The following is a 26,220-nucleotide window of genomic DNA, read 5'->3' on the forward strand; positions in this document are numbered from 1 at the left end:
TGAATCTTGTTGAGAACGGTTCGTCCACTATGCCCCTGCCCCCCGCACCCGGCCACCGCGCCGCAAAGCTCCCCGCAGAAGCCTTTTCGTCCATCCGCAAGTCTGCCAGGCAGACTGCAGAGCTTGACGAGGATCTGAACCCCTCCACCGGAGCAGCCCCTGGCGCCGCTCCAGAGACCGCTCCCGCAGCCACCAAGCCGCGCCGCAGCACCAGCAAGCCCTCCGCCTCGGCCACGGCGACTGCCAAGCCGCGCAAGGCCGCCACAACGACTGCCGCTGCACCCACTACTGCAGCTTCGACTGGCGCAGCAACGGCTTCCGCCGCAAAGACAGGGTCGACTACCGCTGCCCCCGCCAAACCCGCCGACGCGGCTGCCAAGCCCGCACGCCGCGCCCGCAATACGCGCACCGGCCCGACCACACTGTTCGTGCTGGACACCAATGTGCTGCTGCACGACCCCAGCAGCCTCTTCCGCTTCGAGGAACACGACATCTTCCTGCCCATGGTCGTGCTGGAAGAGCTGGACAACCACAAGAAGGGCATGACCGAGGTGGCGCGCAACGGCCGTCAGGTCAGCCGCACGCTGGACTCCCTGGTTGCCTCCCAGCCCGCAGACGGCCTGGAAAAAGGCCTGCCGCTCAATGCCACGGGTCAGCGCAGCGCCACCGGCACGCTGTATTTCCAGACCAACCCTCTGGATGCATCCCTGCCTGAGAGCCTGCCCCAGGGCAAGGCCGACAACCAGATTCTGGGCGTGGTCGCCGCCTTGCGCGAGCAGCACAAGGACCGCGAAGTGGTGCTGGTGTCCAAGGACATCAATATGCGCGTCAAGGCGCGCGCACTGGGCCTGGCTGCCGAGGACTACCAGAACGACAAGGTGCTGGAGGACGGCGATCTGCTGTACTCGGGCGCCCTCGCCCTGCCGCACGACTTCTGGACCAAGGCCGGCAAGAATGTGGAGAGCTGGCAGGAAGGCGCCATCACCTACTACCGCGTCAGCGGCGTCATCGTCGACCAGCTGATGATCAACCAGTTCGTGTACTACGAGGCACCGGGCGAGCCCAGCCTCTACATGCGCGTGACCGAGATCCGCGACAAGACGGCGGTGCTCAAGACGCTGCGCGACTTCGGCAATCCCAAGAATGCCGTCTGGGGCGTTTCCACACGCAATCGCGAGCAGAACTTCGCGATGAACCTGCTGGTCAACCCCGAAGTCGACTTTGTCACGCTGACTGGCACGGCCGGCACCGGCAAGACCCTCCTGGCCCTGGCCGCCGGCCTGGCCCAGGTGCTGGACGAGCGCCGTTATACCGAGATCATCATGACCCGCGCCACGGTGAGCGTGGGCGAAGATATCGGCTTCCTACCCGGCACCGAAGAGGAAAAAATGGGTCCCTGGATGGGCGCCCTGGACGACAACCTGGAGTTCCTGGCCAAGGGCGACGGCGGCAATGCCGGCGAATGGGGCCGCGCCGCCACCAATGAGCTGATCCGCAGCCGCATCAAGATCAAGAGCATGAACTTCATGCGCGGTCGCACCTTCCTGAACAAGTACGTCATCATCGACGAGGCCCAGAATCTGACGCCCAAGCAGATGAAGACCCTGATCACCCGTGCCGGCCCCGGCACCAAGATCATCTGCATGGGCAATCTGGCCCAGATCGACACACCTTACCTGACCGAAGGCAGCTCGGGTCTGACCTATGTGGTGGACCGCTTCAAGGGCTGGCCTCACAGCGGCCACATCACCCTGGCGCGCGGCGAACGCTCGCGCCTGGCGGACTTCGCCAGCGAGGTGCTGTAAGTGACCAGCTGGATCGCGGCGCTCAAGCTCGTACCCTGGGGCGAGGTCATCAAGGCCACGCCCCAGGTGGTGAAGGCTGCCCAGGGCATGCTCAAGAAGAAAGAGGCCCAGGCCGAAGCGCGCGAGCAGGATGCCAGCGCGGACAGCGCCAGGCAGCGCATTTCGCCACCGGCTTCCGCCGGCGAGCAGGCACTGCTGCTGATCCAGCAGCAGGAAGAGCGCATCGCCCAGCTGGAGCAGTCGCAGCGCCAGTCACTGGAGATCATCGAGAAACTGGCCCAGCAAAATGCCCAGATCGTCGCGACCGTGGGAGCGCTGCGCATAGGCGCACAGCGCCTGGCCTGGACCTGCGGCGTGCTGGGACTGTGCGTGATCGGTCTTGGCATCTACCTGTTCAGCCGCTAGCACCGCAATCACTCAAAAACAAAGCCCGCAAGGTCTGTGCCTTGCGGGCTTTTCTTATGTCCACATTCAATTTGATAGCTGCCAGCGCTCGTTATTCATAGATTTCATATTCATAGAGTTCTGAAATCCATACCGAACAAGCGCTAGAAGCTATGCTTTTTAGTATTCGTCCGTGCCGTAGCCTTGTGCCAGATTCTCGAAACGCGTCTGGTTCTTCTGGAAGAAGAGCTTCACCGTGCCCGTCGGACCGTTACGCTGCTTGCCGATGATGACCTCGGCAATATTGGGCTCCTTGCTCTCTTTGTTGTAGTAGTCGTCGCGGTAGATGAACATGATGATGTCAGCATCCTGCTCGATGGCGCCTGATTCACGCAAGTCGGACATCATGGGACGCTTGTCGGTACGCTGCTCCACCGAGCGGTTGAGCTGGGACAGCGCAATCACCGGGCATTGCAGCTCCTTGGCCAGCATCTTCAAGCCCCGCGAGATTTCGCCCAGCTCGGTGGCACGGTTGTCCGAGCTGGCAGCCGATCCCGAGCCACTCATCAGCTGCAGGTAGTCGACCACGATGAGGCCCAGCTTGCCGCACTGGCGCGCCAGACGACGCGCATTGGCACGCAGCTCGGTCGGAGACAGGCCCGGCGTTTCGTCGATATGCAGCGACACCGTGCGCAGGCGCTCGATGGCCTCGGTCAGACGCGGCCACTCGTCATCACTGAGCTTGCCGGTACGTAGATTACCCTGGTTGACGCGACCAATGGAGCCGACGATACGCACCGCCAGCTGGGCCGCACCCATTTCCATGGAGAAGATGGCGACCGGCAAGCCTTCGTTAAGCGCCACATGCTCGGCAATATTCACGGCAAACGAGGTCTTGCCCATGGAGGGACGCGCCGCCAGCACCACCATGTCGCCGGCCTGCAGACCCGAGGTCATGCGATCCAGATCGACAAAGCCCGTGGGCACTCCGGTCACATCCATGGGGTTGTCGGCCATCTCCTGGACCCGGTCCAGCAGATCCACCACCAGCGTGTCCAGTGACTGGAAGCCCTGCTTGTTGCGCGCCCCCTCCTCGCCGATCGCCATGATCTTCTGCTCGGCCTCGTCGAGGATGCGCTCCACGGTCTTGCCCTGAGGATTGAAGGCATTGGTCGCGATGTCGTCGCTGGCCGTAACCAGCTTGCGCAGAATGGCACGCTCACGCACGATTTCCGCATAGCGGCGGATATTGCTGGCACTGGGCACATATTGCGCCAGCTGGTTCAGGTACATCAGGCCGCCGACTTCCTCGGCCTTGCCCATGCCCTGCAGATGCTCGTAGACCGTGATCACGTCAGCCGGCTTGCTGGCATTGATCAGCTTGCCTATGGCTTCGAAGATCAGCTTGTGCTCGTGCCGATAGAAGTCGCCGTCGTTCAGCAGGTCTCCCACCCGCTCCCAGGCATTGTTGTCCAGCAACAGACCACCGAGCACCGAAGATTCCGACTCCATGGAGTGCGGTGGCACACGCAGTTGCGCCACCTGCTGGTCTGCTGGCGGAACCGGGGCGAATGCATCATCTTGCAGATCAAGCGGGGGCATTACTGACGACATGACACTCCTAGAGACAAGTCCTCCATCGTAGCGGGAGGCAGTGGCAACGTCACGGCGGGTGACGAGAAAAACGCTGGCTAGACAAACAATTACCGGAAAACAAAAAACCGCCCGAAGGCGGCTTTTTGCCAATTCAGAACAAAGCCTGAATTAGGAGTGGTCGCCGTACACGGAGACAGCCACTTCTGCAGACACATCGGTGTGCAGAGCCACCACCACAGTGGCGTCGCCAACGGTCTTGATGGGGCCGTTGGGCATGCGCACTTGCGACTTGCTCACTGCGAAACCGGCCTTGACCAGTTCTTCAGCGATGTCGGCGTTGGTGATGGAGCCGAACAGACGACCGTCAACGCCGGCCTTCTGAGTGATCTTCACGTTGGCGCCGTTCAGCTTTTCGCTCAGTTCTTGAGCGGCAGCCAGCTTCTCGGCAGCAGCCTTTTCCAGCTCAGCGCGCTTGGCTTCGAATTCAGCCTTGGCAGCAGCTGTTGCACGACGTGCAGCGCCGGAGGGGATCAGGAAGTTACGAGCGTAACCGTCCTTGACCTTGACGATATCGCCCAGGTTACCCAGGTTCACAACCTTTTCGAGCAGAATGATTTGCATTGTCGTGCTCCTTAGATCTTGTGCTGGTCAGAGTAGGGCAGCATAGCCAGGAAGCGAGCGCGCTTGATGGCTGTGTTCAGCTGACGCTGATAGATGGCGCGCGTGCCGGTCAGGCGTGCGGGCACAATCTTGCCGTTTTCGGCGATGAAGTCACGCAGGGTGTCGACATCCTTGTAGTCGATTTCTTCGACGCCGGCGACTGTGAAGCGGCAGAAACGCTTGCGCTTGAACAGCAGCGACTGGGTGTTGCGCTTAGGACGCTTGTCCTTGTTGAATTTCTTGAACGTGGCCATTGCTGGACCTCTTGAAAATTAATTTTGTTGAATATCCTGAATGTGTAAAACCAGCATCTTGCTATTGCGCGGCGTGGCCAGAAAACCTTGAAAGGTCCATTGGCTACCGGGTGCTTGGCGGGCCAGCTTTTCAGCCAGGGCGCCAAAGGCAACAGCCTTGACAGATGCATTCACGTTGCGCGTACTGCCCAGCTCTTGTTGCTGCGAACTGTGTTCAATTCGCAAATCCAGGGCCGGCAATCCGGCGGGCGTGTAGCGCAAAGCAGCTTGCTCTGCGAGAAGGCCCGTCAATACAACGCGGTTTTCCACTCCTTCAGTGTCTGATGCTATTAAGCGTGCTCAGCCTGGTTGGCCTTGCGGGCTTCTTCGCGCTCAACGCTCTTCATCATGGCGGAAGCAGCTGTATCAGCCTTCTTCTTCTGCACAGTCAGGTGACGCAGCACGGCATCATTGAACTTGAAGGCGTGTTCCAGTTCAGCCATCACAGCCTGGTCGGCTTCGATGTTCAGGCACAGGTAGTGAGCCTTAGCGAGCTTGTTGATCATGTAAGCCAGCTGACGACGGCCCCAATCTTCTTCGCGGTGCACCTTGCCGCCACCAGCAGCAATCATGCCCTTGTAGCGCTCCAGCATCGCGGGAACTTGTTCGCTTTGATCCGGATGGATCAACAAAATGATTTCGTAATGACGCATAACGACTCCTTTTGGGTAAACGCCGCCCACTGCGTCTGTAGCGGTGCGGCAAGGCAAAACGTTAGATTCTAGCCGAGTGGCAGACTATCTGTACACTCTGGGGCCTATAAACCTGCGATTAGCATTGGTAAATCAAGGCGAGAGGCACTGAAATCACAAGTACTCACTCTCCTAGAATACCCCGCAAATCCTGCAGACTCACTTCAGCCACTGCGCCGTTCGCCCTTGTCGGGCGACACAGGTCTTGAAATAGACCTGCCGGAGCGCATCTGGAAGACAGATTGTCTTAAGTTTTGAGAAACCTTCACCAACTATGACCGAGAACCAAAACCCCAACACCATCAACGACGCCAGCCCCGAGGAACTGGAAGCGGCCCTGGCAGCCAATGCGTCGGACGAACTGGGTCGTCTGCAGGCCGAGCTGGAAGAACTCAAGGCCAAGAGCGCCGAACTGGCCGATCAATACCTGCGTGCCAAGGCCGACGCCGAGAACATGCGCCGCCGTGCCGAAGAAGAAGTGACCAAGGCCCGCAAGTTCGGCATCGAGAGCTTTGCCGAAAGCCTGCTGCCCGTGATCGACAGCCTGGATGCCGCCCTGGCTATCCAGAACGCCACACCCGAGCAGTTGCGCGAAGGCTCGGACGCCACGCTGCGCCAGCTGACTTCGGCTCTGGAGCGCAACAAGGTGCAGGCCATCAACCCGGCCGCGGGCGAGAAGTTCGACCCTCACCATCACCAAGCCATCTCCATGGTTCCCGCCGACCAGCCCGCCAACACCGTGGTGGCCGTGCTGCAAAAGGGCTATGTGATCGCCGACCGCATCCTGCGCCCCGCGCTGGTGACCGTGGCCCAGGGCTGAGCGTCAAAGACATCAATAACCCCACCGTCAGGGCAAAAATTTGTGAGTGACGGCTCTTGAAGCCGGCCGCAGTGCCCACAAGTGACGAATCAAGCAAACATTCAACAGATTACGGAGAGAATTATGGGAAAAATCATCGGTATTGACCTGGGCACCACCAACAGCTGCGTCGCCATCATGGAGGGCAACAACACCCGCGTGATCGAAAACAGCGAAGGCGCCCGTACCACCCCCTCCATCGTCGCCTATCAAGAAGACGGCGAAATCCTGGTGGGCGCGTCCGCCAAACGCCAGGCCGTCACCAACCCCAAGAACACCATTTACGCTGCCAAGCGCCTGATCGGCCGCAAGTTCGCCGAAGCCGAGGTGCAAAAGGACATCGACCTGATGCCCTTCCAGATCGTCAAGGCCGACAACGGCGACGCCTGGGTGCAAGTGCGTGACCAGAAGCTGGCCCCCCCCCAGATCAGCGCCGAAGTGCTGCGCAAGATGAAGAAGACCGCCGAGGACTTCCTGGGCGAGCCCGTGACCGAGGCCGTCATCACCGTGCCCGCCTACTTCAACGACGCCCAGCGTCAGGCCACCAAGGATGCCGGCCGCATCGCCGGCCTGGAAGTCAAGCGCATCATCAACGAACCTACCGCTGCTGCCCTGGCCTTCGGCCTGGACAAGGTGGGCAAGGGCGACCGCAAGGTGGCCGTGTATGACCTGGGCGGCGGCACTTTTGACGTCTCCATCATCGAAATCGCCGACGTGGACGGCGAAAAGCAGTTCGAAGTGCTGTCGACCAACGGCGACACCTTCCTGGGCGGCGAAGACTTCGACCAGCGCATCATCAACTACATCATCGACGAGTTCAAGAAGGAACAAGGCGTTGATCTGTCCAAGGACGTGCTGGCTCTGCAGCGCCTGAAGGAAGCCGCTGAAAAGACCAAGATCGAGCTGTCGAACTCCGCCCAGACCGACATCAACCTGCCCTACATCACTGCCGATGCCACAGGCCCCAAGCACCTGAACATCAAGCTGACCCGCGCCAAGCTGGAATCGCTGGTGGACGACCTGATCGAACGCACGATCGCGCCTTGCCGCACCGCCATCAAGGATGCTGGCATCTCGGTGTCCGACATCAACGACGTGATCCTGGTCGGCGGCATGAGCCGCATGCCCAAGGTGCAGGAAAAGGTCAAGGAATTCTTCGGCAAGGATCCCCGCAAGGATGTGAACCCCGACGAAGCCGTGGCCGTGGGTGCTGCCGTGCAGGGCCAGGTGCTGGGTGGCGAGCGCTCCGACGTGCTGCTGCTGGACGTGACTCCCCTGTCCCTGGGTATCGAAACCCTGGGTGGCGTCATGACCAAGATGATCAGCAAGAACACGACCATCCCGACCAAGTTCGCGCAGACTTTCTCCACGGCTGAAGACAACCAGCCCGCCGTGACCATCAAGGTGTTCCAGGGCGAGCGCGAGATTGCCAGCGCCAACAAGATGCTGGGCGAGTTCAACCTGGAAGGCATTCCGCCCGCAGGTCGTGGCGTGCCCCAGATCGAAGTGACCTTCGACATCGACGCCAACGGCATCCTGAACGTGTCGGCCAAGGACAAGGCTTCCGGCAAGGAAAACAAGATCACCATCAAGGCGAACTCGGGCCTGTCGGAAGAAGAAATCCAGAACATGGTCAAGGATGCGGAACTGAACGCCGCCGACGACAAGAAGAAGCTGGAACTGGTGACTGCCAAGAACCAGGGCGAAGCTGCTGTTCACAGCGTCAACAAGAGCCTGGCCGAACATGGCGACAAGCTGGATGCAGCCGAAAAGGGTGCCATCGAAGCCGCCGTCAAGGAACTGGAAGAAGCGCTCAAGGGCGAGGACAAGGACGCCATCGACGCCAAGACCACGGCCCTGATGACGGCCAGCCAGAAGCTGGGCGAGAAGATGTACGCCGACGCACAGGCCGCTGGCGGTGCCGAAGCCGCTGCCGCAGCAGCAGGTGCCTCCGCCGGTGCCGGCGCCTCGGCTGCCGCTGACGACAACGTGGTTGACGCCGAAGTCAAGGAAGTCAAGAAGGACTAAGCGCGGGCAGGTCCTGGCCTCAAACCATTGACCGCTTGCCGCCGCGCCGGGCTCCCAGGAGCTGGCGCGGCGTTCCTGTTCCATCCGACCGAAAAATCACATGTCCAAACGTGACTACTATGAAGTTCTGGGCGTTGCCAAAAGCGCCTCGGACGATGACATCAAGAAGGCCTATCGCAAGCTGGCGATGAAGTACCACCCTGACCGCAATCAGGGCGACAAGGCCAAGGAAGCCGAGGAAACCTTCAAGGAGGTCAAAGAGGCCTACGAGATGCTTTCCGACAGCCAGAAACGCGCGGCCTACGACCAGTACGGCCATGCCGGCGTGGACCCCAACCGCGGCATGGGTGGCGGCGAGGGCTTCGGCGGCTTTGCCGAAGCCTTTGGCGACATCTTTGGCGATATGTTCAACGGCGGCGGCCGCAGCGGTCGCGGCGGCCGTCAGGTCTACCGTGGCAACGACCTCAGCTATTCCATGGAAATCACCCTGGAAGAAGCTGCCAAGGGCAAGGATGCCCAGATCCGCATTCCGAGCTGGGACAGCTGCGACACCTGCAGTGGCAGCGGCGCCAAGCCCGGCACCAGTACCAAGACATGCTCCACCTGCAACGGCATGGGTACGGTGCAGATGCGCCAGGGCTTTTTCAGCGTGCAGCAGACCTGCCCGCACTGCCGTGGCACCGGCAAGATCATTCCCGAGCCCTGCACATCCTGCGGCGGCCAGGGCAAGGTCAAACGCCAGAAGACGCTGGAAGTGAAGATTCCCGCCGGCATCGACGACGGCATGCGCATTCGTTCGGCCGGCAACGGCGAGCCCGGCACCAACGGCGGCCCGGCAGGCGACCTCTATATCGAGATTCGCGTCAAGGACCATGACATCTTCGAGCGCGACGGCGACGATCTGCACTGCAATGTCCCCGTGAGTTTCATCACCGCTGCCCTGGGTGGCGAGATCGAAGTGCCAACACTGCAGGGCAAGGCGGCGATCGACATCCCCGAAGGCACGCAAGCCGGCAAGCAGTTCCGCCTGCGCGGCAAGGGCATCAAGGGCATTCGCTCCAGCTACCCCGGCGATCTCTACTGCCACATCGTGGTGGAGACCCCGGTCAAGCTCACCGAGTACCAGCGCAAGCTGCTCAAGGATCTGGACGAATCGCTCAAGAAAGGCGGCTCCAAGCATTCGCCCAGCGGCGAGAGCTGGACGGATCGCCTGAAAAGCTTCTTCAGCTAATCACTGACGCTCAACAAAAAGCCCACCGGTCATGCGCCTGATGGGCTTTTTTTTCACGGGGCGGGAATCACTCCTTGCCCGGCTTCCAGCTACGCACCTCGCGCTGAACCTTCAACCGCTCCGATGGGCTCAATGCCTGCTCAGCCGCCTGCATGCGGCTTTGCAGCGAGGGGTCCTTGACCTGGGCGATGGTCAGCCAGAAATAGGCCCTGCCCATGTCCTTCTGCACACCCTGGCCGCTGGCATACATGGCCGCCAGATTCGATTGCGCCAGCGTGTAGCCCTGCTTGGCTGCGCGATCGAACCAGCGCGCCGCCTGGCCTGCATCCTGCGCCACGCCCTGGCCGTTGGCATAGAGAAAACCCAGAGACGACTGCGCCGCCGCATTGCCCTGGCCGGCAGACTTCTCCAGCCAGCGCGCAGCGCGCGTCAGATCCTGGGGCACCAGAGCACCCACAGCATAAATCATGCCGGCGTTGTACTGGGCATCGGCATGGCCTTTCTCGGCCGCCTGCTCAAACCATTGCAAGGCGGCGCGGCCGTCTTCCTTGACGCCCCGGCCGCTGGAAAGCATCACGCCCAGACTGTACTGACCCGCAGCCTCGCCGCTTTTAGCCGAGCGCTCGAACCATTGCACGGCCTGTGCATCGTCTGCGGCCACGCCACGCCCCTCGGCATACATCAGCCCCAGATTGTTCTGCGCAATGCCGTCGCCCTGATCTGCCGCCTTGCGGTACCAGCTCACGGCCTGCGCCTCGTCCAGCGTCACGCCCCGCCCATTGGCGTAGAGCACTCCCAGATCGGATTGCGCAGGCGCATAGCCCTGCTCGGCCGACTGGCGATACCAGTGCACGGCCTGGGCCAGATCCTGATTCACGCCCTTGCCGAAACGATAGCGCGAGCCCAACAGATACTGGGCCTTGGCATCGCCCGTCTGGGCTTCGGCGCGCATGGCAGCCAGCTCCTTGGCATCCTCGGCCTGATTGTTTCTGGCCTCCGGTGTCCAATGCTCGCGGCCCAGCGGAGCGGCCGCTGCAGCACCAGCTGCCGCAGCACCGGCCGCCGCTGCATGGCGACCGGCACGCCCTTTCTTGCCGGCCTTGGCTGCTGAAGATTTGGCAGCGCCTGAAGTCGTGCTCTTGGCAGACTTGGACGATTTGGCTGGCGCGGCCGCGCTGGACTTGGCCGGGGTCTTGCCCTTGGCCGCAGCCGGCAAGGCCATGCCACTACCCAGCGCCAGGGCCGCCGCCAGCAGGCAGGCATGGCTCCAGCAGCGGCTGCGGTTCAAGAGGGATGCCCCGGCCGAAGCCAGGGCTGGCAACTCGGAAGGCTCACTGTCAGACATCGGATGATTGGGAACTCTCATAACTCACATTTTTGCAGCGAATAGCGTCGATTCCGGGCTGCTTTACTGACGATTTACTTTGTAAAAGAAATGCCGTAACTCAGGCACCTGCAAGTGCTAGCGCACCCTAAGCCAGATCAGGCTTGAACGATTCTGGCATATAGAGTTTTCGCTATGAAAATGCAAGTACGCAAGACTGACAAATGCAACATCACTTTTCCACGTCTGCTCAATCCATCGCAAAGCAAGAAATCACCCATCTCCAAAATTTACCCATCGTCAAGCAAGACATCTCATTCAAAGATGGATGCAGCTGGATTAATCGGTAAAAATGCTGAAAACTTCTCGAAACGAGAAGACTTGAGCCTACCCCATGAAGAATTCAGAGCGCAGTTTTGCGCGCCGCATCGACCTCACCTCGCTTCAGCTGTTCGTCGCCGTGTGCGAACTGGGCAGCATTGGCCGCGCCGCTGAACGCGAGTTCATTGCGGCCTCGGCCGTCAGCAAGCGCTTGTCCGACCTGGAAGCGACGGTAGACACCGCCCTGCTCTATCGCCACAGCCGCGGCGTGACGCTGACGCCGGCCGGCGAGAGCCTGCTGCACCATGCGCGCAATGTGCTCTACGGGCTGGAGCGCATGCAAGGCGAGCTCTCCGAATATGCCGACGGCGTGCGCGGCCATGTGCGCATGCACGCCAATATGTCGGCCATCGTGCAGTTTCTGCCCGAGGACCTGGGGGCGTTTGCACGCGAGCACAGCCAGATCAAGATCGACCTGCAGGAACACCTGAGCCCCGACGTGCTGAGTGCGGTGGCCGAGGGCACGGCCGATATCGGCATCTGCACACTGGGAAACATCAGAAGCAGCGAAGGCCAGCAGGCCACCGTGCAACTGAGCCAGGGCAATGTGCCGCTGCAATACCGCAGCTATCGCGAAGACAGGCTGGTCGTCGTCGTGCCCGAGCGCCATGCCTTGGCCGATCGCGAGAGTGTGGCCTTCACGGAAGTGCTGGAATGGGACATCGTCGGCCTGCATGCGGGCTCCTCCATCAGCCTGGCCATGCGCTCTGCCGCGGCTCAGGCCGGCCACCCGCTGCACCAGCGCATCCAGGTCACCAGCCTGGACGCCATGTGCCGCATGATTGACAACGGACTGGGACTGGGTCTGCTGCCCGACCGCGCATTCGAGCTGATGCATGGCGTGGGCCATCTGCGCGCCGTGCGGCTCACCGACGACTGGGCGCACCGCGAACTCTGCGTGGTGGCGCGCGACTTTGAAGCGCTGCCGGTGACCACCCGTCTGCTGGTCGATCACCTCTGCCCCGCCAGCGCCAAGGCTTGAAGCACTGCTCAGGCCCGCCACAGAACACAGAATCCTCCCAACAAACCAACCTCACGAGACCATCATGGGACGCACCCTCTACGACAAGATTTTTGACGAGCACGTCGTTCACACCGAGGAAGACGGCACCTCCGTCCTCTATATCGACCGCCATCTGGTGCACGAAGTCACCAGCCCCCAGGCCTTCGAAGGTCTGCGCATGGCCGGCCGCAAGCTGTGGCGTGTCAGCTCGGTCGTGGCCACGGCCGACCACAACACGCCCACCGACGGCTGGGAGCGTGGCTATGACGGCATTGCCGACCCCATCAGCAAGGAACAGATCACCACGCTGAACAGCAATATTGCCGAGTTCGGCTCGGCCGCCTTCTTCCCCTTCATGGACAAGGGCCAAGGCATTGTTCACGTCATGGGCCCCGAGCAAGGCGCGACCCTGCCCGGCATGACCGTGGTCTGCGGCGACAGCCACACCTCCACCCATGGCGCTTTCGGCGCGCTGGCCCATGGCATCGGCACCTCCGAGGTCGAGCATGTAATGGCCACCCAGACCCTGCTGGCCAAGAAGGCCAAGAACATGCTGGTTCAGGTCAACGGCAAGGTCGCACCCGGCATCACCGCCAAGGACATCGTGCTGGCCATCATCGGCAAGATCGGCACCGCCGGCGGCACGGGCTACACCATCGAGTTTGCCGGCGAAGCCATCCGCGACCTGAGCGTGGAAGGCCGCATGACGGTCTGCAACATGGCCATCGAAGGCGGCGCTCGCGCAGGTCTCGTTGCCGTGGACGACAAGACCATCAACTACATCAAGGGCCGCCCCCTGGCACCCACCGGTGGCGAATGGGATGCCGCCGTCAGCTACTGGAAGACACTGCATTCCGACGCCGATGCGAAGTTCGACCGCGTGGTGGAGCTGAACGCCGCCGACATCGTGCCGCAGGTGACCTGGGGCACCAGCCCTGAAATGGTGCTGGGCATCGATGCCGCCGTTCCCGATCCCGACAAGGAAAAGGACTCCAACAAGCGCGGCGCCATCGAACGTGCGCTGACCTATATGGCGCTGGAGCCCGGCAAGCCCATCAACGACATCTTTGTCGACAAGGTGTTCATCGGCTCCTGCACCAACAGCCGCATCGAAGACATGCGCGAAGCCGCATCCGTGGTCAAGAACCTGGGCCAGAAGGTCGCCAAGAACATCAAGCTGGCCATGGTGGTGCCCGGCTCAGGTCTGGTCAAAGAACAGGCCGAGCGCGAAGGCCTGGACCAGATCTTCAAGGCTGCCGGCTTTGAATGGCGCGAACCCGGCTGCTCCATGTGCCTGGCCATGAACGCCGACCGCCTGGAGCCCGGCGAGCGCTGCGCGTCGACCTCGAACCGCAACTTCGAAGGCCGTCAGGGCGCCGGTGGCCGCACCCACCTCGTCAGCCCCGCCATGGCCGCTGCGGCAGCCATCCACGGCCACTTTGTCGACATCCGCAAGTTCTCCTAAACCATTTCTTCAGCGAGACAGAGCATGAAGCCTTCCGTCACGATTCTCCTGATCGGCCTGGCCTTCACCATGGCCGCCTGCAACACCGTCAAGGGCCTGGGCCAGGACGTGCAAAGTGCAGGCAGCGCCATCGAACGAGCCGCTCGCTGAACCCTTGATCCCTGGAATTCACGCCATGCAAAAATTCACCGTGCACAAGGGCCTTGTCGCCCCCATGGACCGCGAGAACGTCGATACCGACGCCATCATTCCCAAGCAGTTCCTGAAGTCCATCAAGAAGACCGGCTTCGGCCCCAACCTGTTTGACGAGTGGCGCTATCTGGACCAGCCCGGCCAGCCCGGCGTGCCCGAAGCCGACCGCAAGCCCAACCCCGACTTCGTGCTCAACCAGCCCCGCTTCAAGGGCGCCAGCATCCTGATCGCGCGCAAGAACTTCGGCTGCGGCTCCAGCCGCGAGCACGCGCCCTGGGCCCTGGATCAGTACGGCTTCCGTGCCATCCTAGCCCCCAGCTTTGCCGACATCTTCTTCAACAACAGCTTCAAGAACGGTCTGCTGCCCATCGTGCTGCCCGAGGCCACGATAGACCAGCTGTTCAACGACGTCGCGGCCTTCCCCGGCTACGAGCTGACCATCGACCTGGAGCGCCAGGTGATCCTGAGGCCCCAGGGCGAAGAGATCGCCTTCGACGTCATCGCCTTTCGCAAGTACTGCCTGCTCAACGGCTTCGACGATATCGGCCTGACCATGCGCCATGCCGACAAGATCAAGGCCTTCGAAGCCGAGCGCCTGGCGCAAAAGCCCTGGCTGGCGCATACCCTGATTCAGAAATAAAGCTCCCCCTGAGCCGCTTTGCCTAGGCGGCCCCGCGGCTTCCCCCAGAGGGGGACGACGGCCTTTGCCGCGAGGCGGCTCTTGCTGGCCGTCTCTCACTTTGGGGCATGCCTGATTCAAGTTCAACTATCAATAAATGAGCTGCTTGCGCTTTCCATCAATAGTTTTCGATAGATATTCAATCTGAAATCTATGAATAACAAACGCAAGCAGCTATCAAATTAATCAAAGGAACATCATGAAGATTGCAGTTTTGCCCGGTGATGGCATCGGTCCCGAAATCGTTGCGGAAGCCGTCAAGGTACTCGTGGCCCTGAATCTGGGTCTGGAGATGGAAACCGCTCCCGTCGGCGGCGCTGGCTACGAAGCTGCCGGCCACCCCCTGCCTCCCGCCACGCTGAAGCTGGCCCAGGAAGCCGATGCGATCCTGTTCGGTGCCGTGGGCGACTGGAAGTACGACACGCTGGACCGCCCCCTGCGTCCCGAGCAGGCCATTCTGGGCCTGCGCAAGGCCCTGGGTCTGTTCGCCAACTTCCGCCCCGCCATCTGCTACAAGGAACTGACCCATGCTTCCAGCCTCAAGCCCGAGCTGGTGGCAGGCCTCGATATCCTCATCATCCGCGAGCTGACCGGCGATATCTACTTCGGCCAGCCGCGCGGCCGCCGTGTGGCTCCCGACGGCCATTTCCCCGGTGCCGAGGAAGCGTTCGACACCATGCGCTACACCCGTCCCGAGATCGAGCGCATCGCCCATGTCGCCTTCCAGGCTGCCCAGAAGCGCAGCAAGCGCGTGACCAGCGTGGACAAGGCCAATGTGCTGGAAACCTTCCAGCTGTGGAAGGATGTGGTCACCGAAGTCGCCAAGCAGTATCCCGATGTGGCTCTGGATCACATGTACGTGGACAACGCCGCCATGCAGCTGGTCAAGGAGCCCAAGCGCTTCGACGTGGTGGTTACGGGCAATATGTTCGGTGACATCCTCTCCGACGAAGCCTCCATGCTGACCGGCTCCATCGGCATGCTGCCCAGCGCCAGCCTCAACGACAAGAAGCAAGGCCTGTACGAACCCAGCCACGGCTCGGCCCCCGACATCGCCGGCAAGGGCATCGCCAACCCCCTGGCCACCATTCTGTCGGCCGCCATGATGCTGCGCTTCAGCCTGGGTCAGGAAGCAGCCGCCCAGAAGATCGAAGCCGCCGTGCAAAAGGTGCTGGCCGACGGCCTGCGCACTGCCGACATCTACAGCGAAGGCACGACCAAGGTCAGCACCCGTGAAATGGGTGATGCCGTGGTCAAGGCGCTGGCCGGCGTCTGAGGCACTGAAACCGCTGAAACCCAGCCGCCGCCGCTTGCGGCGGCTGGGTTTGACGCAAATTTCGGCACCAAATAAAACAAAACGTCAAAAATAAATCATTTATTTCGACGTTTTGACTAGAGTTTCAAGCACTTTTAGTTCTTCAAGCTTTTTCTCTAGTCGCTAGAATGACAACTCTTATGTTTGCCGCACGCACCTTCGCTCCCAAGATCGTCACACCCGCAAAGACTGCCGGTGTGAATGCGCGCGCAATCACCATTAAGACGATTACAGGCTGACCCAGCCCGGTTCGTCGCGCGCCCCTTCCGGCCCTGACGAGCCGGCCGAAGCAGTCTCAAGCTACTGTTTTCAAAACTGAAAGGGCGTTTCAAATGAGCAAGCAATTGGTAGGTTTGGTGGGCTGGCGCGGCATGGTCGGCTCCGTGCTGATGGACCGTATGCAGGCCGAAGGCGACTTCGCACTGATCGAGCCCGTGTTCTTCTCCACCTCCAATGCAGGCGGCAAGGCTCCGGCCATGGCCACCGTGCACACCGAGCTGAAGGACGCCAACGACATCGCCGAGCTGTCCAAGTGCGACATCATCATCACCTGCCAGGGTGGCGACTACACCAAGGAAGTCTTCCCCAAGATCCGCGCCGCCGGCTGGAACGGTCACTGGATTGACGCCGCCTCCTCGCTGCGCATGGAGAGCGACGCCGTCATCGTACTGGACCCCGTCAACGACGATCTGATCCAGCAAAAGCTGGCCGCAGGCGGCAAGAACTGGATCGGTGGCAACTGCACCAACTCCATCCTGCTGATGGGTCTGGGCGGCCTGTTCAAGGCCGGTCTGGTGGAATGGGTCTCCTCCATGACCTACCAAGCCGCATCGGGCGGCGGTGCCAACCATATGCGCGAGCTGCTCAAGGGCATGGGCGTGGTGCACGCCGCCGTCGCTGACGAGCTGGCGACTCCTGCTTCGGCGATTCTGGAAATCGACCGCAAGGTCGCCCAGACCATCCGCGAAGATGTGCCCACCGAATTCTTCGGCGCGCCTCTGGCCGGCGGCCTGATCCCCTGGATCGACGCGCAACTGCCCAACGGCCAGTCCAAGGAAGAATGGAAGGGCCAAGCCGAAGTCAACAAGATTCTCGGCACAGAAGCCACCATTCCCGTCGACGGCCTGTGCGTGCGCATTGGCGCCATGCGCTGCCACAGCCTGGCTCTGACCCTGAAGCTGAAGAAGGATCTGCCCCTGGAAGAGATCGAAGCCCTGATCAAGGCCGGCAATCCCTGGGTCAAGTTCGTGGCCAACGACCGCGCCGAGACCGTCAAGGAACTGACTCCTGCTGCCACCACCGGCGGTCTGGAAGTGGCCGTTGGCCGCGTGCGCAAGCTGAACATGGGCCCCGAATACGTCTCGGCCTTCGTGATCGGCGACCAGCTGCTGTGGGGTGCTGCCGAGCCTCTGCGCCGCATGCTGCGCATCCTGCTGGCAGCCTGATTCCGGCCTCCATCAAGCCGCCTGACGGCTTGATCCAGTGCATCAAAGCGCCGGTCATCCGCGTGATGACTGGCGCTTTTTTATCCCCGGGCTCCGGGCTTGGGCGACAATTGCCCGCTTATTCGGGCGAATGCAAACCGTCAGCCAACCTACATTAGGTTTCATCTCGTTGCCAATCGACAACAATTCAGCGCCTTGCCAGCCATGCTTTTGCTCACATTGCAATAGCGTCGTTGACAATGCAAACTGTGTCCGCCGGCCTGAGAGACCTTTGCCGCCTGCTGGAATTTCCAATTTTTATGTGCACCGCAGCCACAAACCCGATCAAGAACAAGAGGGCTGTAGGCTGCACGAATCAAGTCTGAGCCCTATGCAACGCTGGAAACTCTCTGCGCTAGCCGCAGCCACCCTCGCACTGTCAAGCCTCTCGGCCACCGATGCATGGGCATTGGCATTGGGGCGCATCACGGTGCAGTCGGCTCTGGGCGAGCCTCTGCGTGCCGAAGTTGAAATCCCTCAGCTCAGCGCTGCCGAAGCCGACAGCCTGCAGGCGGCGATCGCATCGCCAGCCGCCTTCCGCGCCCAGGGCATGGAATTCACAGGCACGGCCAATTCGGTGCGCGTGCAGGTGCAAAAGCGCGCCAACGGCACGGCCGTGCTCAAGCTCAGCAGCTTTCAGCCGGTCAACGATCCCTTTGTCGATCTGGTGATCGATGCCAACTGGGCATCGGGCAAGCTGCAGCGCAACTACACCTTGCTGCTCGACCCCCCGGCAACGCGCCGCCCTGCTCCTGTGCCCACCACTGCGGCTCAGGCCACGCCTGCCGCAGTGCCTGCACCTGCACCAGCACGTGCCGCCGTGACCACACGAGCTGCCTCCAGTCCTGTCAGCAGCGCCGGCGGGGACCTGCGCAATGACCGTGACCAGGACGAAGCCGCTGCGAAGCCGCAGCGCAAGCGCCAGGCAGGTGCTGCAGCACCTGCAGGCAGCGGTGACGAAGTCCGCGTCAGAACCGGCGACACCGCCGGACGCCTTGCTGCGGCGCACAAGCCCGCAGGTGTCTCGCTCGACCAAATGCTGGTGGCCATGCTGCGCAGCAACCCCCAGGCCTTTGTCAATGGGAACATCAACCGCATGCGCAGCGGCGTCGTGGTTCAGATGCCCGATCAGGCCGCGGCCCAGGCCACCTCGGCCAAGGAAGCACGCCAGATCATGGCGGCCCAGTCTCAGGATTTCAACCAGTTCCGCCGTCAACTCGCAGGCGTGGCACCTGTGGCCACCGTGGAAGCAGCCTCGCGCAGCGCCTCCGGCCAGGTTCAGGCCCATGTCGCAGATGCCAAGGCCGCTACCGCAGCCCCCGACAAGCTGACCCTGTCCAAGGGCTCCGTCAAGGGCGTTGTCGCCGACGAGCAGGTGGCCCAGCAAAAGCAGGCTGCCGACCAGTCTGCGCGCGCCGATGAACTCAAGCGCAATATGGCCGAGTTGAGCCAGATTGCGGCCGCCACCAAACCCGCCGGTACGGCTGCAGTTCCCGCAGCTGGCACACCGGCAGCAGCTGCGCCTGCGGCAGGCCCCAGCGTCGCCGTGCCCGCGGCCGGTGCCGCCAATGTGGCGGCGCCTGCTCCCGCTCCAGTCGCTGATGCCGCTGCAACACCTGCAGCACCAGCCCCGGCGCCGGCCGTGGCTGCCGATGCTGTGGCTACGACCGCTGGAGCCGCACCAGCCGAGGCTGGCAGCGACGCCGCGCCCGCACCGGAGGCGCAGGCCGCAGCCGAGGCTGCAGCGCCTGCACCGGCACCGGTTGCCCCTCCCAAGCCTGTGGCGGCACCTGCTCCCATTCCCGAAGAGCCCAGCTTTATCGACAGCCTGATGGAAGATCCCACCATCCCGCTGGCAGGTGCGGCACTGCTGGCCCTGCTGCTGGGCTATGGCGGCTACCGTGTTTCTCAGCGTCGCAAGGCCGCTGCGGCAAGCGCGGACAGCACGCTGGGCGACAGCCAGCTGTCGGCGGACTCCTTCTTCGGCGCCAGCGGCGGCCAGCGCGTGGACACCACGACCAGCAGCAGCCAGATGTCGGGCCAGTCGATGCAGTACTCTCCCAGCCAGCTCGACGCCGGCGATGTGGACCCGCTGGCCGAAGCCGATGTGTACCTGGCCTACGGCCGCGATCTGCAGGCCGAGGAAATCCTCAAGGAAGCGCTGCGCACCGACCCCAACCGCCTGGTGCTGCACCAGAAGCTGGCTGAAATCTATGCCAAGCGCCATGACCGCATGGCCTACGCCTCGGTTGCCAACAACGTCTTTGCACTGACCCAGGGCAAGGGCCCCGAATGGCAGCGACTGGCCGATCAGGGCCGCATCCTGGATCCCGACAATCTGACCTACCAGCTCGGCGGCGCTCCCCAGCCCCAAGCAGGTGCAGCGGCTGCGCCCAACGCGTTCAGCCCCACCGATCCATCGACCGCGCTGCAAGGCGGCGTGGCCGCAGCCGTGGGCTTTGGCTCGGCATTGGCTGCTGCACAGGCCGCCGAAGCGGCTGCCAGCCGCGAAGGCCCTCCCACGGAGCCTGCCGGCATGGACTTCGACATGGATCTGGAACTGCCAGCAGGCCTGCCCGACACCGCGGCCAGCGCAGCGCCCGTGGCCTCCGAGCCCGTTTCCTTGCCCAACGAGCAGGATTTCGCGGCACTGGCACAGTGGGACACCCCTGTCACCACATCCGAGCCGGCACCCGCAGCAGACAACGGCCTGGACCTGAGCCTCGACGATCTGGCTTCGTTCAGCCTGCCCACCACGGCTTCTCAGGCTCCGGCTCCCGTCACAGCCCCCGCCCCCGCCGAGCAAGGCGCCCTGAATGCGCTCGAGTTCGACCTCGACAGCTTCGCACTGCCCTTGCAGTCCCAACCCGAGCCAGAAAGCGGACAGGAAACGACTCCGCTGGAGCTCTCCTCCAGCCAGGAGAGCCCTGGCGCAGAGCAGGACATCGAAGCGCTGACCTTGCAGCAGCCGGCTCAGGAAAGCGACAGCCCTGCCGCCACTCCTGCACAACCCGAGGTGACTTTCGACCTCAGCGGCCTGTCGCTGGATCTGGGCACCTCCGATGACGCCGCACCTATCGATGCCGTGCCGGCACCTTCCGAGCCCGAGGACCCGCTGGCCACCAAGCTGGCCCTGGCCGAAGAGTTCAATGCCATCGGCGACAGCGACGGAGCGCGTACACTGATCGAGGAAGTGATCGCCGAGGCACATGGCGATCTCAAGGCCAAGGCTCACAGCCTTCTCTCTCAGATTGGTTGATTGATTTGATGCATTCAGACCCAGCGCCGGGAGCCATGCCATGCGCATAGCTCTCGGCGTCAGCTACAACGGTCAGACCTATCGCGGCTGGCAAAGCCAACCCGATGGCAACACCGTACAAGACAAACTCGAAGCGGCCCTGGGCCGCTTTGCTGCTCAAGAAGTCTCCACCATCTGCGCCGGTCGCACCGATTCCGGTGTGCACGGCCTGATGCAGGTCGTGCATTTCGACACCGAGCTGCAGCGTGCGCCCAACTCCTGGGTGCGCGGCACCAACACCTTTCTGCCCAAGGACATTGCCGTGCAATGGGCGGCCGAGGTGGCCGACGGCCCGGATGGCTTCCATTCCCGCGCCTGTGCCACAGCACGTCGCTATGCCTATGTGCTACTGCAATCTCCCGTGCGCCCCAGCGTGGACCAGGGCCGGGTCGGCTGGGTGTTTCAGACTCTGGATGCGCAGCGCATGCGCGCAGCCGCCGATATGCTGCTGGGCGAGCATGATTTTTCGTCCTTTCGCGCCGCGGGCTGCCAGGCCAAGAGCCCGGTCAAGACCCTGCGCCGCATCGACATCCACTACCGTCCCGCTGGCCAGGCCCCCATGCGCGATGCGCAGATGGAATGCGGCTACTGGCGCTTCGAGTTCGAGGGCAGCGCTTTTCTGCACCACATGATCCGCAACATCATGGGCTGCCTGATCTACGTGGGCCAGGGCTCCAAGCCCGTGGAATGGATGCAGCAGGTACTCGATGCCCGCTCGCGCGAGGTGGCCGCGCCCACCTTCTCCCCTGACGGCCTGTACTTTCTCGGCCCCATTTACGATACACGCTGGGGTCTGCCTGCCGACACCCCTCCGTTTGCCTGGCTGCCCTGAGCAGCCACCTGCCAACGATTGCTGCAACGCCAGGGATTAGTCATGCCTTCCATTGCCTCCCGCACCCGCATCAAGATCTGCGGCCTGACCCGCGAGCAGGATGTCGACACCGCGGTGGCCGCCGGCGCCGACGCCATCGGCTTCGTGCTCTATGCGCCAAGCCCGCGTGCCGTGACGCTGCAGCGCGCGGCCGAGCTGGCCCGGCGACTGCCGCCCTTTGTCACACCTGTTTTGCTCTTTGTGAATGAAACAGCTACCAATGTGATAGCAGCCTGCGACCAAATACCGAACGCCTGCGTGCAATTTCACGGTGATGAATCGGCAGCGGACTGCGAAGCCTCCACCCGGGGCGTCCAGCCCTGGTTGCGCGCGGCGCGCATACCCCTTGGAGACGATGCGGCCCGGTTTGACCTCGTAGAATATGCCCAACGTTATTCAAAGGCCCAAGCCATCCTGCTCGACGCCCATGTCGATGGTTATGGTGGCGGCGGCAAGGCATTCAATTGGTCACTTCTGCCAACAAGCGTCGACTCTCACCTCGTTTTGTCTGGTGGACTCACGCCTGCAAACGTGACCGATGGCATCTTGCAAGTGCGCCCTCGCGGGTTGTCTCTGGCCGTTGATGTGAGCTCTGGTGTCGAGGCCGAAGGTCCCGACGGCAAGCCCCTCAAAGGCATCAAGGATGCCCACAAGATTCACCGCTTCATTGCTGCCGTACGCGCAGCTGATGCCCAAATTTTGCAGACTGACACATGTTTGAATACCAGTATCCCGACGTCCACGGCCATTTCGGCCGCTACGGCGGCAGCTTCGCCAGCGAAACCCTGACCCATGCCCTCACCGAGCTGCGTGAGGCCTACGCAAAGTATCAGAACGACCCCGAATTCATCGCCGAATTCCAGTCCGAGCTGGCCCACTACGTAGGCCGCCCCTCGCCCGTCTATCACGCCTCGCGCATGAGCCGTGAAATGGGCGGCGCGCAGATCTATTTGAAGCGCGAGGACCTCAACCACACGGGCGCACACAAGATCAACAATGTGATCGGCCAGGCCATGCTCGCCAAGCGCATGGGCAAGCCGCGCATCATTGCCGAGACAGGCGCCGGCCAGCACGGCGTGGCCACGGCCACCATCTGCGCGCGTTACGGCCTCGAATGCATCGTCTACATGGGTGCCGAGGACGTGAAGCGCCAAAGCCCCAATGTCTACCGCATGAAGCTGCTGGGCGCCACCGTGGTGCCCGTGGAGTCCGGCTCGCGAACGCTCAAGGATGCGCTCAACGAAGCCATGCGCGACTGGGTGGCCAATGTGGACAACACCTTCTACATCATAGGTACCGTGGCCGGCCCCCACCCCTACCCCATGATGGTGCGCGACTTCCAGAAGGTCATCGGCGACGAGTGCCTGACGCAGATGCCCGAGTTCCTGGGCGCCGACACACAGCCCGATGCCGTGGTCGCCTGCGTGGGCGGCGGCAGCAATGCCATGGGCATCTTCTACCCCTATATCCCCTACGAGAACACCAAGCTGTTCGGCGTGGAAGCGGCGGGCGAGGGTCTGGAGTCCGGCAAGCACTCGGCTTCGCTGCAAAAAGGCAGCTCGGGCGTGCTGCATGGCAACCGCACCTTCATCCTGCAGGACGAAAACGGCCAGATCACCGAGACCCACTCCGTGAGCGCCGGCCTGGATTACCCCGGCGTGGGCCCTGAACATGCCTGGCTGCAGGAAATCGGTCGCGCCCAGTACGTGGGCATTACCGATCAGGAGGCCCTGGACGCCTTCCACTATCTGTGCCGTGCCGAAGGCATCATCCCGGCTCTGGAGTCCAGCCACGCCGTGGCCTATGCCATGAAGCTGGCCAAGACCATGCGCGCCGACCAGTCCATTCTCGTCAGCCTCTCCGGCCGCGGCGACAAGGACATTGGCACCGTGGCCGACCTGTCGGGTGCCGAATACTTCGACCGCCCTTCCATGCGCGGTCTCACCGTCAAGGGCGCTCCCGGACATGATGCAGCCAAGGCTGCCGCAGGGGGCAACAAGTTATGAGCCGAATTACCGCCACCTTCAACAAGCTCAAGGAAGAAGGCCGCAAGGCCTTGATTCCCTATGTGACAGCAGGCTTCCCGTTCGCCGCCATCACCCCGCCCCTCATGCACGGCATGGTGGAAGCCGGTGCCGACGTGATCGAGCTGGGCGTGCCCTTCTCCGACCCCATGGCCGACGGCCCCACCATCCAGCGCGCGGGCGACAAGGCCATCGCCAACGGCGTGGGTCTGAGCCAGGTGCTGGCCTATGTGGCCGAGTTCCGTAAAAAGGACCAGGCCACGCCCGTGGTGCTCATGGGCTATGCCAACCCTGTGGAGCGCTATGACCAGATCCATGGCGAAGATGCCTTCGTCAACCATGCCGCCGAAGCCGGCGTCGATGGCGTGCTGATCGTGGACTATCCGCCCGAGGAATGCGAAGAGTTTGCGGCCAAGCTCAAGGCCCGCGACATGGACCTGATCTTCCTGCTGGCACCCACCAGCACGGACGAGCGCATGCAACAGGTCGCGCGCGTGGCCAGCGGCTATGTCTACTATGTCTCGCTCAAGGGCGTGACCGGTTCGGGCGCTCTGGACACCTCGGCCGTGGAGGCCATGCTGCCGCGCATTCGCCAGCATGTCAGCGTGCCCGTGGGCGTGGGTTTCGGCATTCGCGATGCCCAGACCGCACAGACCGTGGGCCAGGTGGCCGACGCCGTCATCATCGGCAGCCGCATCATTGACCTGCTCGACAACCAGCCCCACGAGAAGATCGTGCCTCTGGCAATAGACTTTCTGCGTGGTGTGCGAAAGGCTCTCGACGCATAATGCAGCCCTGAAATCAGCCACCCCCTGAGCGGCTTTGCCGCTTCCCCCTTGAAGGGGGACGACAGCCTCGCAGCGGGGCGGCCCTTGCTCGCTGTCCCTGACCGGGATTGCGCCAGTGCCTGCGCCGCGCCGCTCTCATGGGTTGCGGGTGGCGCGCAGTGCAGTGGAAACTGAAAAGGAAATAACCATGTCCTGGCTTGAAAAACTTCTGCCTGCAAAAATCCAGCAGACCAATCCGACGGAACGCCACCAGCAGATTCCCGAAGGTCTGTGGATCAAGTGCCCCAGCTGCGAAACCGTTCTGTACAAGACCGATCTGGAAAAGAACCAGAACGTCTGCCCGACCTGCGGCCACCACCACCGCATCGGTGCGCGCGCGCGCCTGAACCATTTCCTCGATGCGGAAGGCCGCTATGAACTGGCCCAGGAAGTCATTCCTGTCGACCCGCTGAAATTCAAAGACAGCCGCAAGTACCCCGAGCGTCTGAAGGAAGCGCTGGAGAACACCGGCGAGACCGACGCACTGATCGTCATGGGTGGCTCCGTCAAGAGCATCAATGTGGTCGTGGCCTGCTTCGAGTTCGACTTCATGGGCGGCTCCATGGGCTCCGTGGTCGGCGAACGCTTTGTGCGCGGCGTGGAAACCGCCATCGAGCAGAAAGTGCCTTTCATCTGCTTCACCGCCACCGGTGGCGCCCGCATGCAGGAAGGTCTGCTGTCGCTGATGCAAATGGCCAAGACCAATGCCGCGCTGACACGTCTGGCCAAAAAAGGCCTGCCCTATATCTCCGTGCTGACCGACCCCACCATGGGCGGTGTGTCCGCCGGCTTCGCCTTCGTGGGCGATATCGTGATCGCCGAGCCCAAGGCCCTGATCGGCTTTGCCGGCCCTCGCGTGATCGAAACCACCGTGCGCGTGAAGCTACCCGAAGGCTTCCAGCGCGCCGAGTTCCTGCAGGACAAGGGCGCTGTGGACATGATCGTCGACCGCCGCGAGCTGCGTGATCGCGTCGCCAGCTCTCTGGCCATGCTGCAACGTCTGCCTGCGGACGCCGTGGAATAAGCACCGGACGAGCTAAAAGCAAAACGGCTGACGCAGCATTCATCTGCGTCAGCCGTTTTTTTTGGCTTTATCGACTCGGGATATTTAGAAAGCCTCCCGCAGCAGGCCTTGGAATTGACGAGGCCTCATCCTCAAGGCGGTGCGGCTTTCTTGGCCCGGGCAGCTCCCCTAGCGCATACCGGCAATCATGGACAGACCACCGGCCTGTACATAGTTGAGCACCATCAGCAGCACCTGCAGGCCGATCAGGGCGATCAGCGCCGAAAAGTCCACATTGCCGATCAGGGGCACCACCTTGCGGATAGGCGCCACCAGCGGCTCCGCCAGACGCTGCAGCACACCGTAGATGGGGGAATAGGGCTGGACCCAGGACAGGATGGCGTAGATCAGCAAGATGCCCATCATGCCGGACAGGATGACTTTGACCAGTCCGCAAAGGGCGAGCCACGGCAGTGCCAGCACCGAGCCCTTGCCGCCCAGCAGCAACCAGATCAGCAGCACCTGCGCCAGTTGCAGCAGCAAGGCCGCAATCAGGCTGGACTTGTCCCAGCGCCCCTTGGCGGGAACGACCTTGCGCAGCGGCATGACGATCCAGTCGCTCAACGCAAAGACCAGTTGCCCCACGGGGTTGCCAAACGGCACACGCTGTGCCTGCATATACATGCGCAGCAGACAGGCGCCGGTGATCAAGCCGACGACGACATCCAGCAGGAACAGAACGATTTCAAACAGCATGTGACCCAATTCAGAAAACAGTGAGCAACTCACCTATTCATGGGATGATA

At 62.3% G+C, this 26,220-nt stretch carries 24 protein-coding genes; 17 read left to right on the top strand and 7 right to left on the bottom strand.

What is annotated here, in order from left to right; translation table 11 throughout:
- Positions 1-29: 29 nt before the first annotated feature.
- Complete coding sequence (locus F3J24_RS10565) at positions 30-1,805, top strand: PhoH family protein (protein ID WP_167005680.1); 1,776 nt, start codon at positions 30-32, stop codon at positions 1,803-1,805.
- Complete coding sequence (locus F3J24_RS10570) at positions 1,806-2,210, top strand: hypothetical protein (protein WP_167005683.1); 405 nt, start codon at positions 1,806-1,808, stop codon at positions 2,208-2,210.
- A gap of 159 nt (positions 2,211-2,369) precedes the next feature.
- On the opposite strand, the gene dnaB is transcribed toward F3J24_RS10570, so the two are convergent.
- The 5 genes from dnaB to rpsF form a co-directional block, all read right to left on the bottom strand.
- Positions 2,370-3,803 carry a replicative DNA helicase gene (gene dnaB / locus F3J24_RS10575; protein ID WP_167005686.1) on the bottom strand — a complete coding sequence of 478 codons (1,434 nt, stop codon included), beginning with the start codon at positions 3,801-3,803 and terminating at the stop codon, positions 2,370-2,372.
- 150 nt (positions 3,804-3,953) lie between these two features.
- Entirely contained in the window at positions 3,954-4,406 is a 453-nt protein-coding gene (gene rplI / locus F3J24_RS10580; protein ID WP_167005688.1) for a 50S ribosomal protein L9, read from the bottom strand.
- Between the two features lie 11 nt (positions 4,407-4,417).
- A complete protein-coding gene (gene rpsR / locus F3J24_RS10585) occupies positions 4,418-4,699 on the bottom strand; it encodes a 30S ribosomal protein S18 (RefSeq protein ID WP_003057920.1) in 282 nt (93 codons plus the stop codon).
- A gap of 18 nt (positions 4,700-4,717) precedes the next feature.
- Positions 4,718-5,008: a primosomal replication protein N gene (gene priB / locus F3J24_RS10590; RefSeq protein WP_167005691.1), complete on the bottom strand. Its 291-nt coding sequence runs from the start codon at positions 5,006-5,008 to the stop codon at positions 4,718-4,720.
- Between the two features lie 20 nt (positions 5,009-5,028).
- Entirely contained in the window at positions 5,029-5,391 is a 363-nt protein-coding gene (rpsF, locus tag F3J24_RS10595; protein ID WP_003057922.1) for a 30S ribosomal protein S6, read from the bottom strand.
- Between the two features lie 313 nt (positions 5,392-5,704).
- Here rpsF and grpE point away from each other — a divergent pair, with 313 nt between their 5' ends.
- From grpE to dnaJ, 3 genes are all read left to right on the top strand, one after another.
- Positions 5,705-6,250 (top strand): nucleotide exchange factor GrpE, encoded by a 546-nt coding sequence (grpE, locus tag F3J24_RS10600; protein WP_167005694.1) that lies wholly within the window; start codon positions 5,705-5,707, stop codon positions 6,248-6,250.
- Positions 6,251-6,373: 123 nt separating this feature from the next.
- Positions 6,374-8,317: a molecular chaperone DnaK gene (gene dnaK / locus F3J24_RS10605; RefSeq protein WP_167005696.1), complete on the top strand. Its 1,944-nt coding sequence runs from the start codon at positions 6,374-6,376 to the stop codon at positions 8,315-8,317.
- Positions 8,318-8,417: 100 nt separating this feature from the next.
- Complete coding sequence (gene dnaJ, locus F3J24_RS10610) at positions 8,418-9,548, top strand: molecular chaperone DnaJ (protein ID WP_167005698.1); 1,131 nt, start codon at positions 8,418-8,420, stop codon at positions 9,546-9,548.
- A gap of 67 nt (positions 9,549-9,615) precedes the next feature.
- Here the strand turns inward: dnaJ and F3J24_RS10615 are convergent, their stop codons facing one another.
- Entirely contained in the window at positions 9,616-10,893 is a 1,278-nt protein-coding gene (locus F3J24_RS10615) for a tetratricopeptide repeat protein (RefSeq protein ID WP_205244713.1), read from the bottom strand.
- Positions 10,894-11,266: 373 nt separating this feature from the next.
- Between F3J24_RS10615 and F3J24_RS10620 the strand changes: the two genes are divergently transcribed.
- The 12 genes from F3J24_RS10620 (at position 11,267) to accD (ending at position 25,435) form a co-directional block, all read left to right on the top strand.
- Positions 11,267-12,235, top strand: coding sequence for a LysR substrate-binding domain-containing protein (locus F3J24_RS10620; protein WP_043007203.1), 969 nt, complete (start codon positions 11,267-11,269; stop codon positions 12,233-12,235).
- 64 nt (positions 12,236-12,299) lie between these two features.
- Complete coding sequence (gene leuC, locus F3J24_RS10625; protein WP_167005701.1) at positions 12,300-13,721, top strand: 3-isopropylmalate dehydratase large subunit; 1,422 nt, start codon at positions 12,300-12,302, stop codon at positions 13,719-13,721.
- 24 nt (positions 13,722-13,745) lie between these two features.
- On the top strand, positions 13,746-13,871 hold the full coding sequence (locus F3J24_RS10630; protein ID WP_043007199.1) for an entericidin A/B family lipoprotein: 126 nt from the start codon (positions 13,746-13,748) through the stop codon (positions 13,869-13,871).
- Positions 13,872-13,896: 25 nt separating this feature from the next.
- Positions 13,897-14,553 (top strand): 3-isopropylmalate dehydratase small subunit, encoded by a 657-nt coding sequence (gene leuD, locus F3J24_RS10635; RefSeq protein ID WP_003057935.1) that lies wholly within the window; start codon positions 13,897-13,899, stop codon positions 14,551-14,553.
- 238 nt (positions 14,554-14,791) lie between these two features.
- Complete coding sequence (leuB, locus tag F3J24_RS10640; protein WP_167005704.1) at positions 14,792-15,868, top strand: 3-isopropylmalate dehydrogenase; 1,077 nt, start codon at positions 14,792-14,794, stop codon at positions 15,866-15,868.
- Positions 15,869-16,239: 371 nt separating this feature from the next.
- Entirely contained in the window at positions 16,240-17,352 is a 1,113-nt protein-coding gene (gene asd / locus F3J24_RS10645; protein WP_043007194.1) for an aspartate-semialdehyde dehydrogenase, read from the top strand.
- A 370-nt stretch (positions 17,353-17,722) separates the two neighbouring features.
- The gene (locus tag F3J24_RS10650; protein ID WP_167005707.1) at positions 17,723-20,650 is read left to right on the top strand and encodes a FimV/HubP family polar landmark protein; all 2,928 of its coding nucleotides are present in this window, start codon (positions 17,723-17,725) and stop codon (positions 20,648-20,650) included.
- Between the two features lie 40 nt (positions 20,651-20,690).
- Entirely contained in the window at positions 20,691-21,521 is an 831-nt protein-coding gene (gene truA, locus F3J24_RS10655; RefSeq protein WP_167005710.1) for a tRNA pseudouridine(38-40) synthase TruA, read from the top strand.
- Positions 21,522-21,563: 42 nt separating this feature from the next.
- The gene (locus tag F3J24_RS10660; protein WP_167005715.1) at positions 21,564-22,349 is read left to right on the top strand and encodes a phosphoribosylanthranilate isomerase; all 786 of its coding nucleotides are present in this window, start codon (positions 21,564-21,566) and stop codon (positions 22,347-22,349) included.
- Positions 22,274-23,566 (top strand): tryptophan synthase subunit beta, encoded by a 1,293-nt coding sequence (gene trpB / locus F3J24_RS10665; protein WP_043007186.1) that lies wholly within the window; start codon positions 22,274-22,276, stop codon positions 23,564-23,566. Before F3J24_RS10660 ends, trpB begins: the two co-directional genes overlap by 76 nt.
- Positions 23,563-24,372, top strand: a complete 810-nt coding sequence (trpA, locus tag F3J24_RS10670; protein ID WP_167005718.1) for a tryptophan synthase subunit alpha — start codon at positions 23,563-23,565, stop codon at positions 24,370-24,372. Before trpB ends, trpA begins: the two co-directional genes overlap by 4 nt.
- Before the next feature lie 187 nt (positions 24,373-24,559).
- On the top strand, positions 24,560-25,435 hold the full coding sequence (gene accD, locus F3J24_RS10675) for an acetyl-CoA carboxylase, carboxyltransferase subunit beta (protein WP_167005721.1): 876 nt from the start codon (positions 24,560-24,562) through the stop codon (positions 25,433-25,435).
- Positions 25,436-25,603: 168 nt separating this feature from the next.
- Here the strand turns inward: accD and F3J24_RS10680 are convergent, their stop codons facing one another.
- Entirely contained in the window at positions 25,604-26,170 is a 567-nt protein-coding gene (locus F3J24_RS10680) for a YggT family protein (protein WP_167005724.1), read from the bottom strand.
- Positions 26,171-26,220: the final 50 nt, after the last annotated feature.

Source organism: Comamonas sp. Tr-654, from assembly GCF_011752915.1.
GTDB lineage: Bacteria > Pseudomonadota > Gammaproteobacteria > Burkholderiales > Burkholderiaceae_C > Comamonas.

Bases quoted from the DNA above. Each gene is read 5' to 3' on its own strand.
- leuB (WP_167005704.1), top strand. From the start codon at position 14,792: ATGAAGATTGCAGTTTTGCCCGGTGATGGCATCGGTCCCGAAATCGTT.
- F3J24_RS10615 (WP_205244713.1), bottom strand. From the start codon at position 10,893: ATGTCTGACAGTGAGCCTTCCGAGTTGCCAGCCCTGGCTTCGGCCGGG.
- rpsF (WP_003057922.1), bottom strand. From the start codon at position 5,391: ATGCGTCATTACGAAATCATTTTGTTGATCCATCCGGATCAAAGCGAA.
- dnaJ (WP_167005698.1), top strand. From the start codon at position 8,418: ATGTCCAAACGTGACTACTATGAAGTTCTGGGCGTTGCCAAAAGCGCC.
- trpB (WP_043007186.1), top strand. From the start codon at position 22,274: ATGTTTGAATACCAGTATCCCGACGTCCACGGCCATTTCGGCCGCTAC.
- dnaK (WP_167005696.1), top strand. From the start codon at position 6,374: ATGGGAAAAATCATCGGTATTGACCTGGGCACCACCAACAGCTGCGTC.
- leuD (WP_003057935.1), top strand. From the start codon at position 13,897: ATGCAAAAATTCACCGTGCACAAGGGCCTTGTCGCCCCCATGGACCGC.
- rpsR (WP_003057920.1), bottom strand. From the start codon at position 4,699: ATGGCCACGTTCAAGAAATTCAACAAGGACAAGCGTCCTAAGCGCAAC.
- accD (WP_167005721.1), top strand. From the start codon at position 24,560: ATGTCCTGGCTTGAAAAACTTCTGCCTGCAAAAATCCAGCAGACCAAT.
- F3J24_RS10565 (WP_167005680.1), top strand. From the start codon at position 30: ATGCCCCTGCCCCCCGCACCCGGCCACCGCGCCGCAAAGCTCCCCGCA.
- grpE (WP_167005694.1), top strand. From the start codon at position 5,705: ATGACCGAGAACCAAAACCCCAACACCATCAACGACGCCAGCCCCGAG.
- truA (WP_167005710.1), top strand. From the start codon at position 20,691: ATGCGCATAGCTCTCGGCGTCAGCTACAACGGTCAGACCTATCGCGGC.
- trpA (WP_167005718.1), top strand. From the start codon at position 23,563: ATGAGCCGAATTACCGCCACCTTCAACAAGCTCAAGGAAGAAGGCCGC.
- rplI (WP_167005688.1), bottom strand. From the start codon at position 4,406: ATGCAAATCATTCTGCTCGAAAAGGTTGTGAACCTGGGTAACCTGGGC.
- F3J24_RS10660 (WP_167005715.1), top strand. From the start codon at position 21,564: ATGCCTTCCATTGCCTCCCGCACCCGCATCAAGATCTGCGGCCTGACC.
- F3J24_RS10680 (WP_167005724.1), bottom strand. From the start codon at position 26,170: ATGCTGTTTGAAATCGTTCTGTTCCTGCTGGATGTCGTCGTCGGCTTG.
- dnaB (WP_167005686.1), bottom strand. From the start codon at position 3,803: ATGTCGTCAGTAATGCCCCCGCTTGATCTGCAAGATGATGCATTCGCC.
- F3J24_RS10630 (WP_043007199.1), top strand. From the start codon at position 13,746: ATGAAGCCTTCCGTCACGATTCTCCTGATCGGCCTGGCCTTCACCATG.
- asd (WP_043007194.1), top strand. From the start codon at position 16,240: ATGAGCAAGCAATTGGTAGGTTTGGTGGGCTGGCGCGGCATGGTCGGC.
- F3J24_RS10620 (WP_043007203.1), top strand. From the start codon at position 11,267: ATGAAGAATTCAGAGCGCAGTTTTGCGCGCCGCATCGACCTCACCTCG.
- leuC (WP_167005701.1), top strand. From the start codon at position 12,300: ATGGGACGCACCCTCTACGACAAGATTTTTGACGAGCACGTCGTTCAC.
- F3J24_RS10650 (WP_167005707.1), top strand. From the start codon at position 17,723: ATGCAACGCTGGAAACTCTCTGCGCTAGCCGCAGCCACCCTCGCACTG.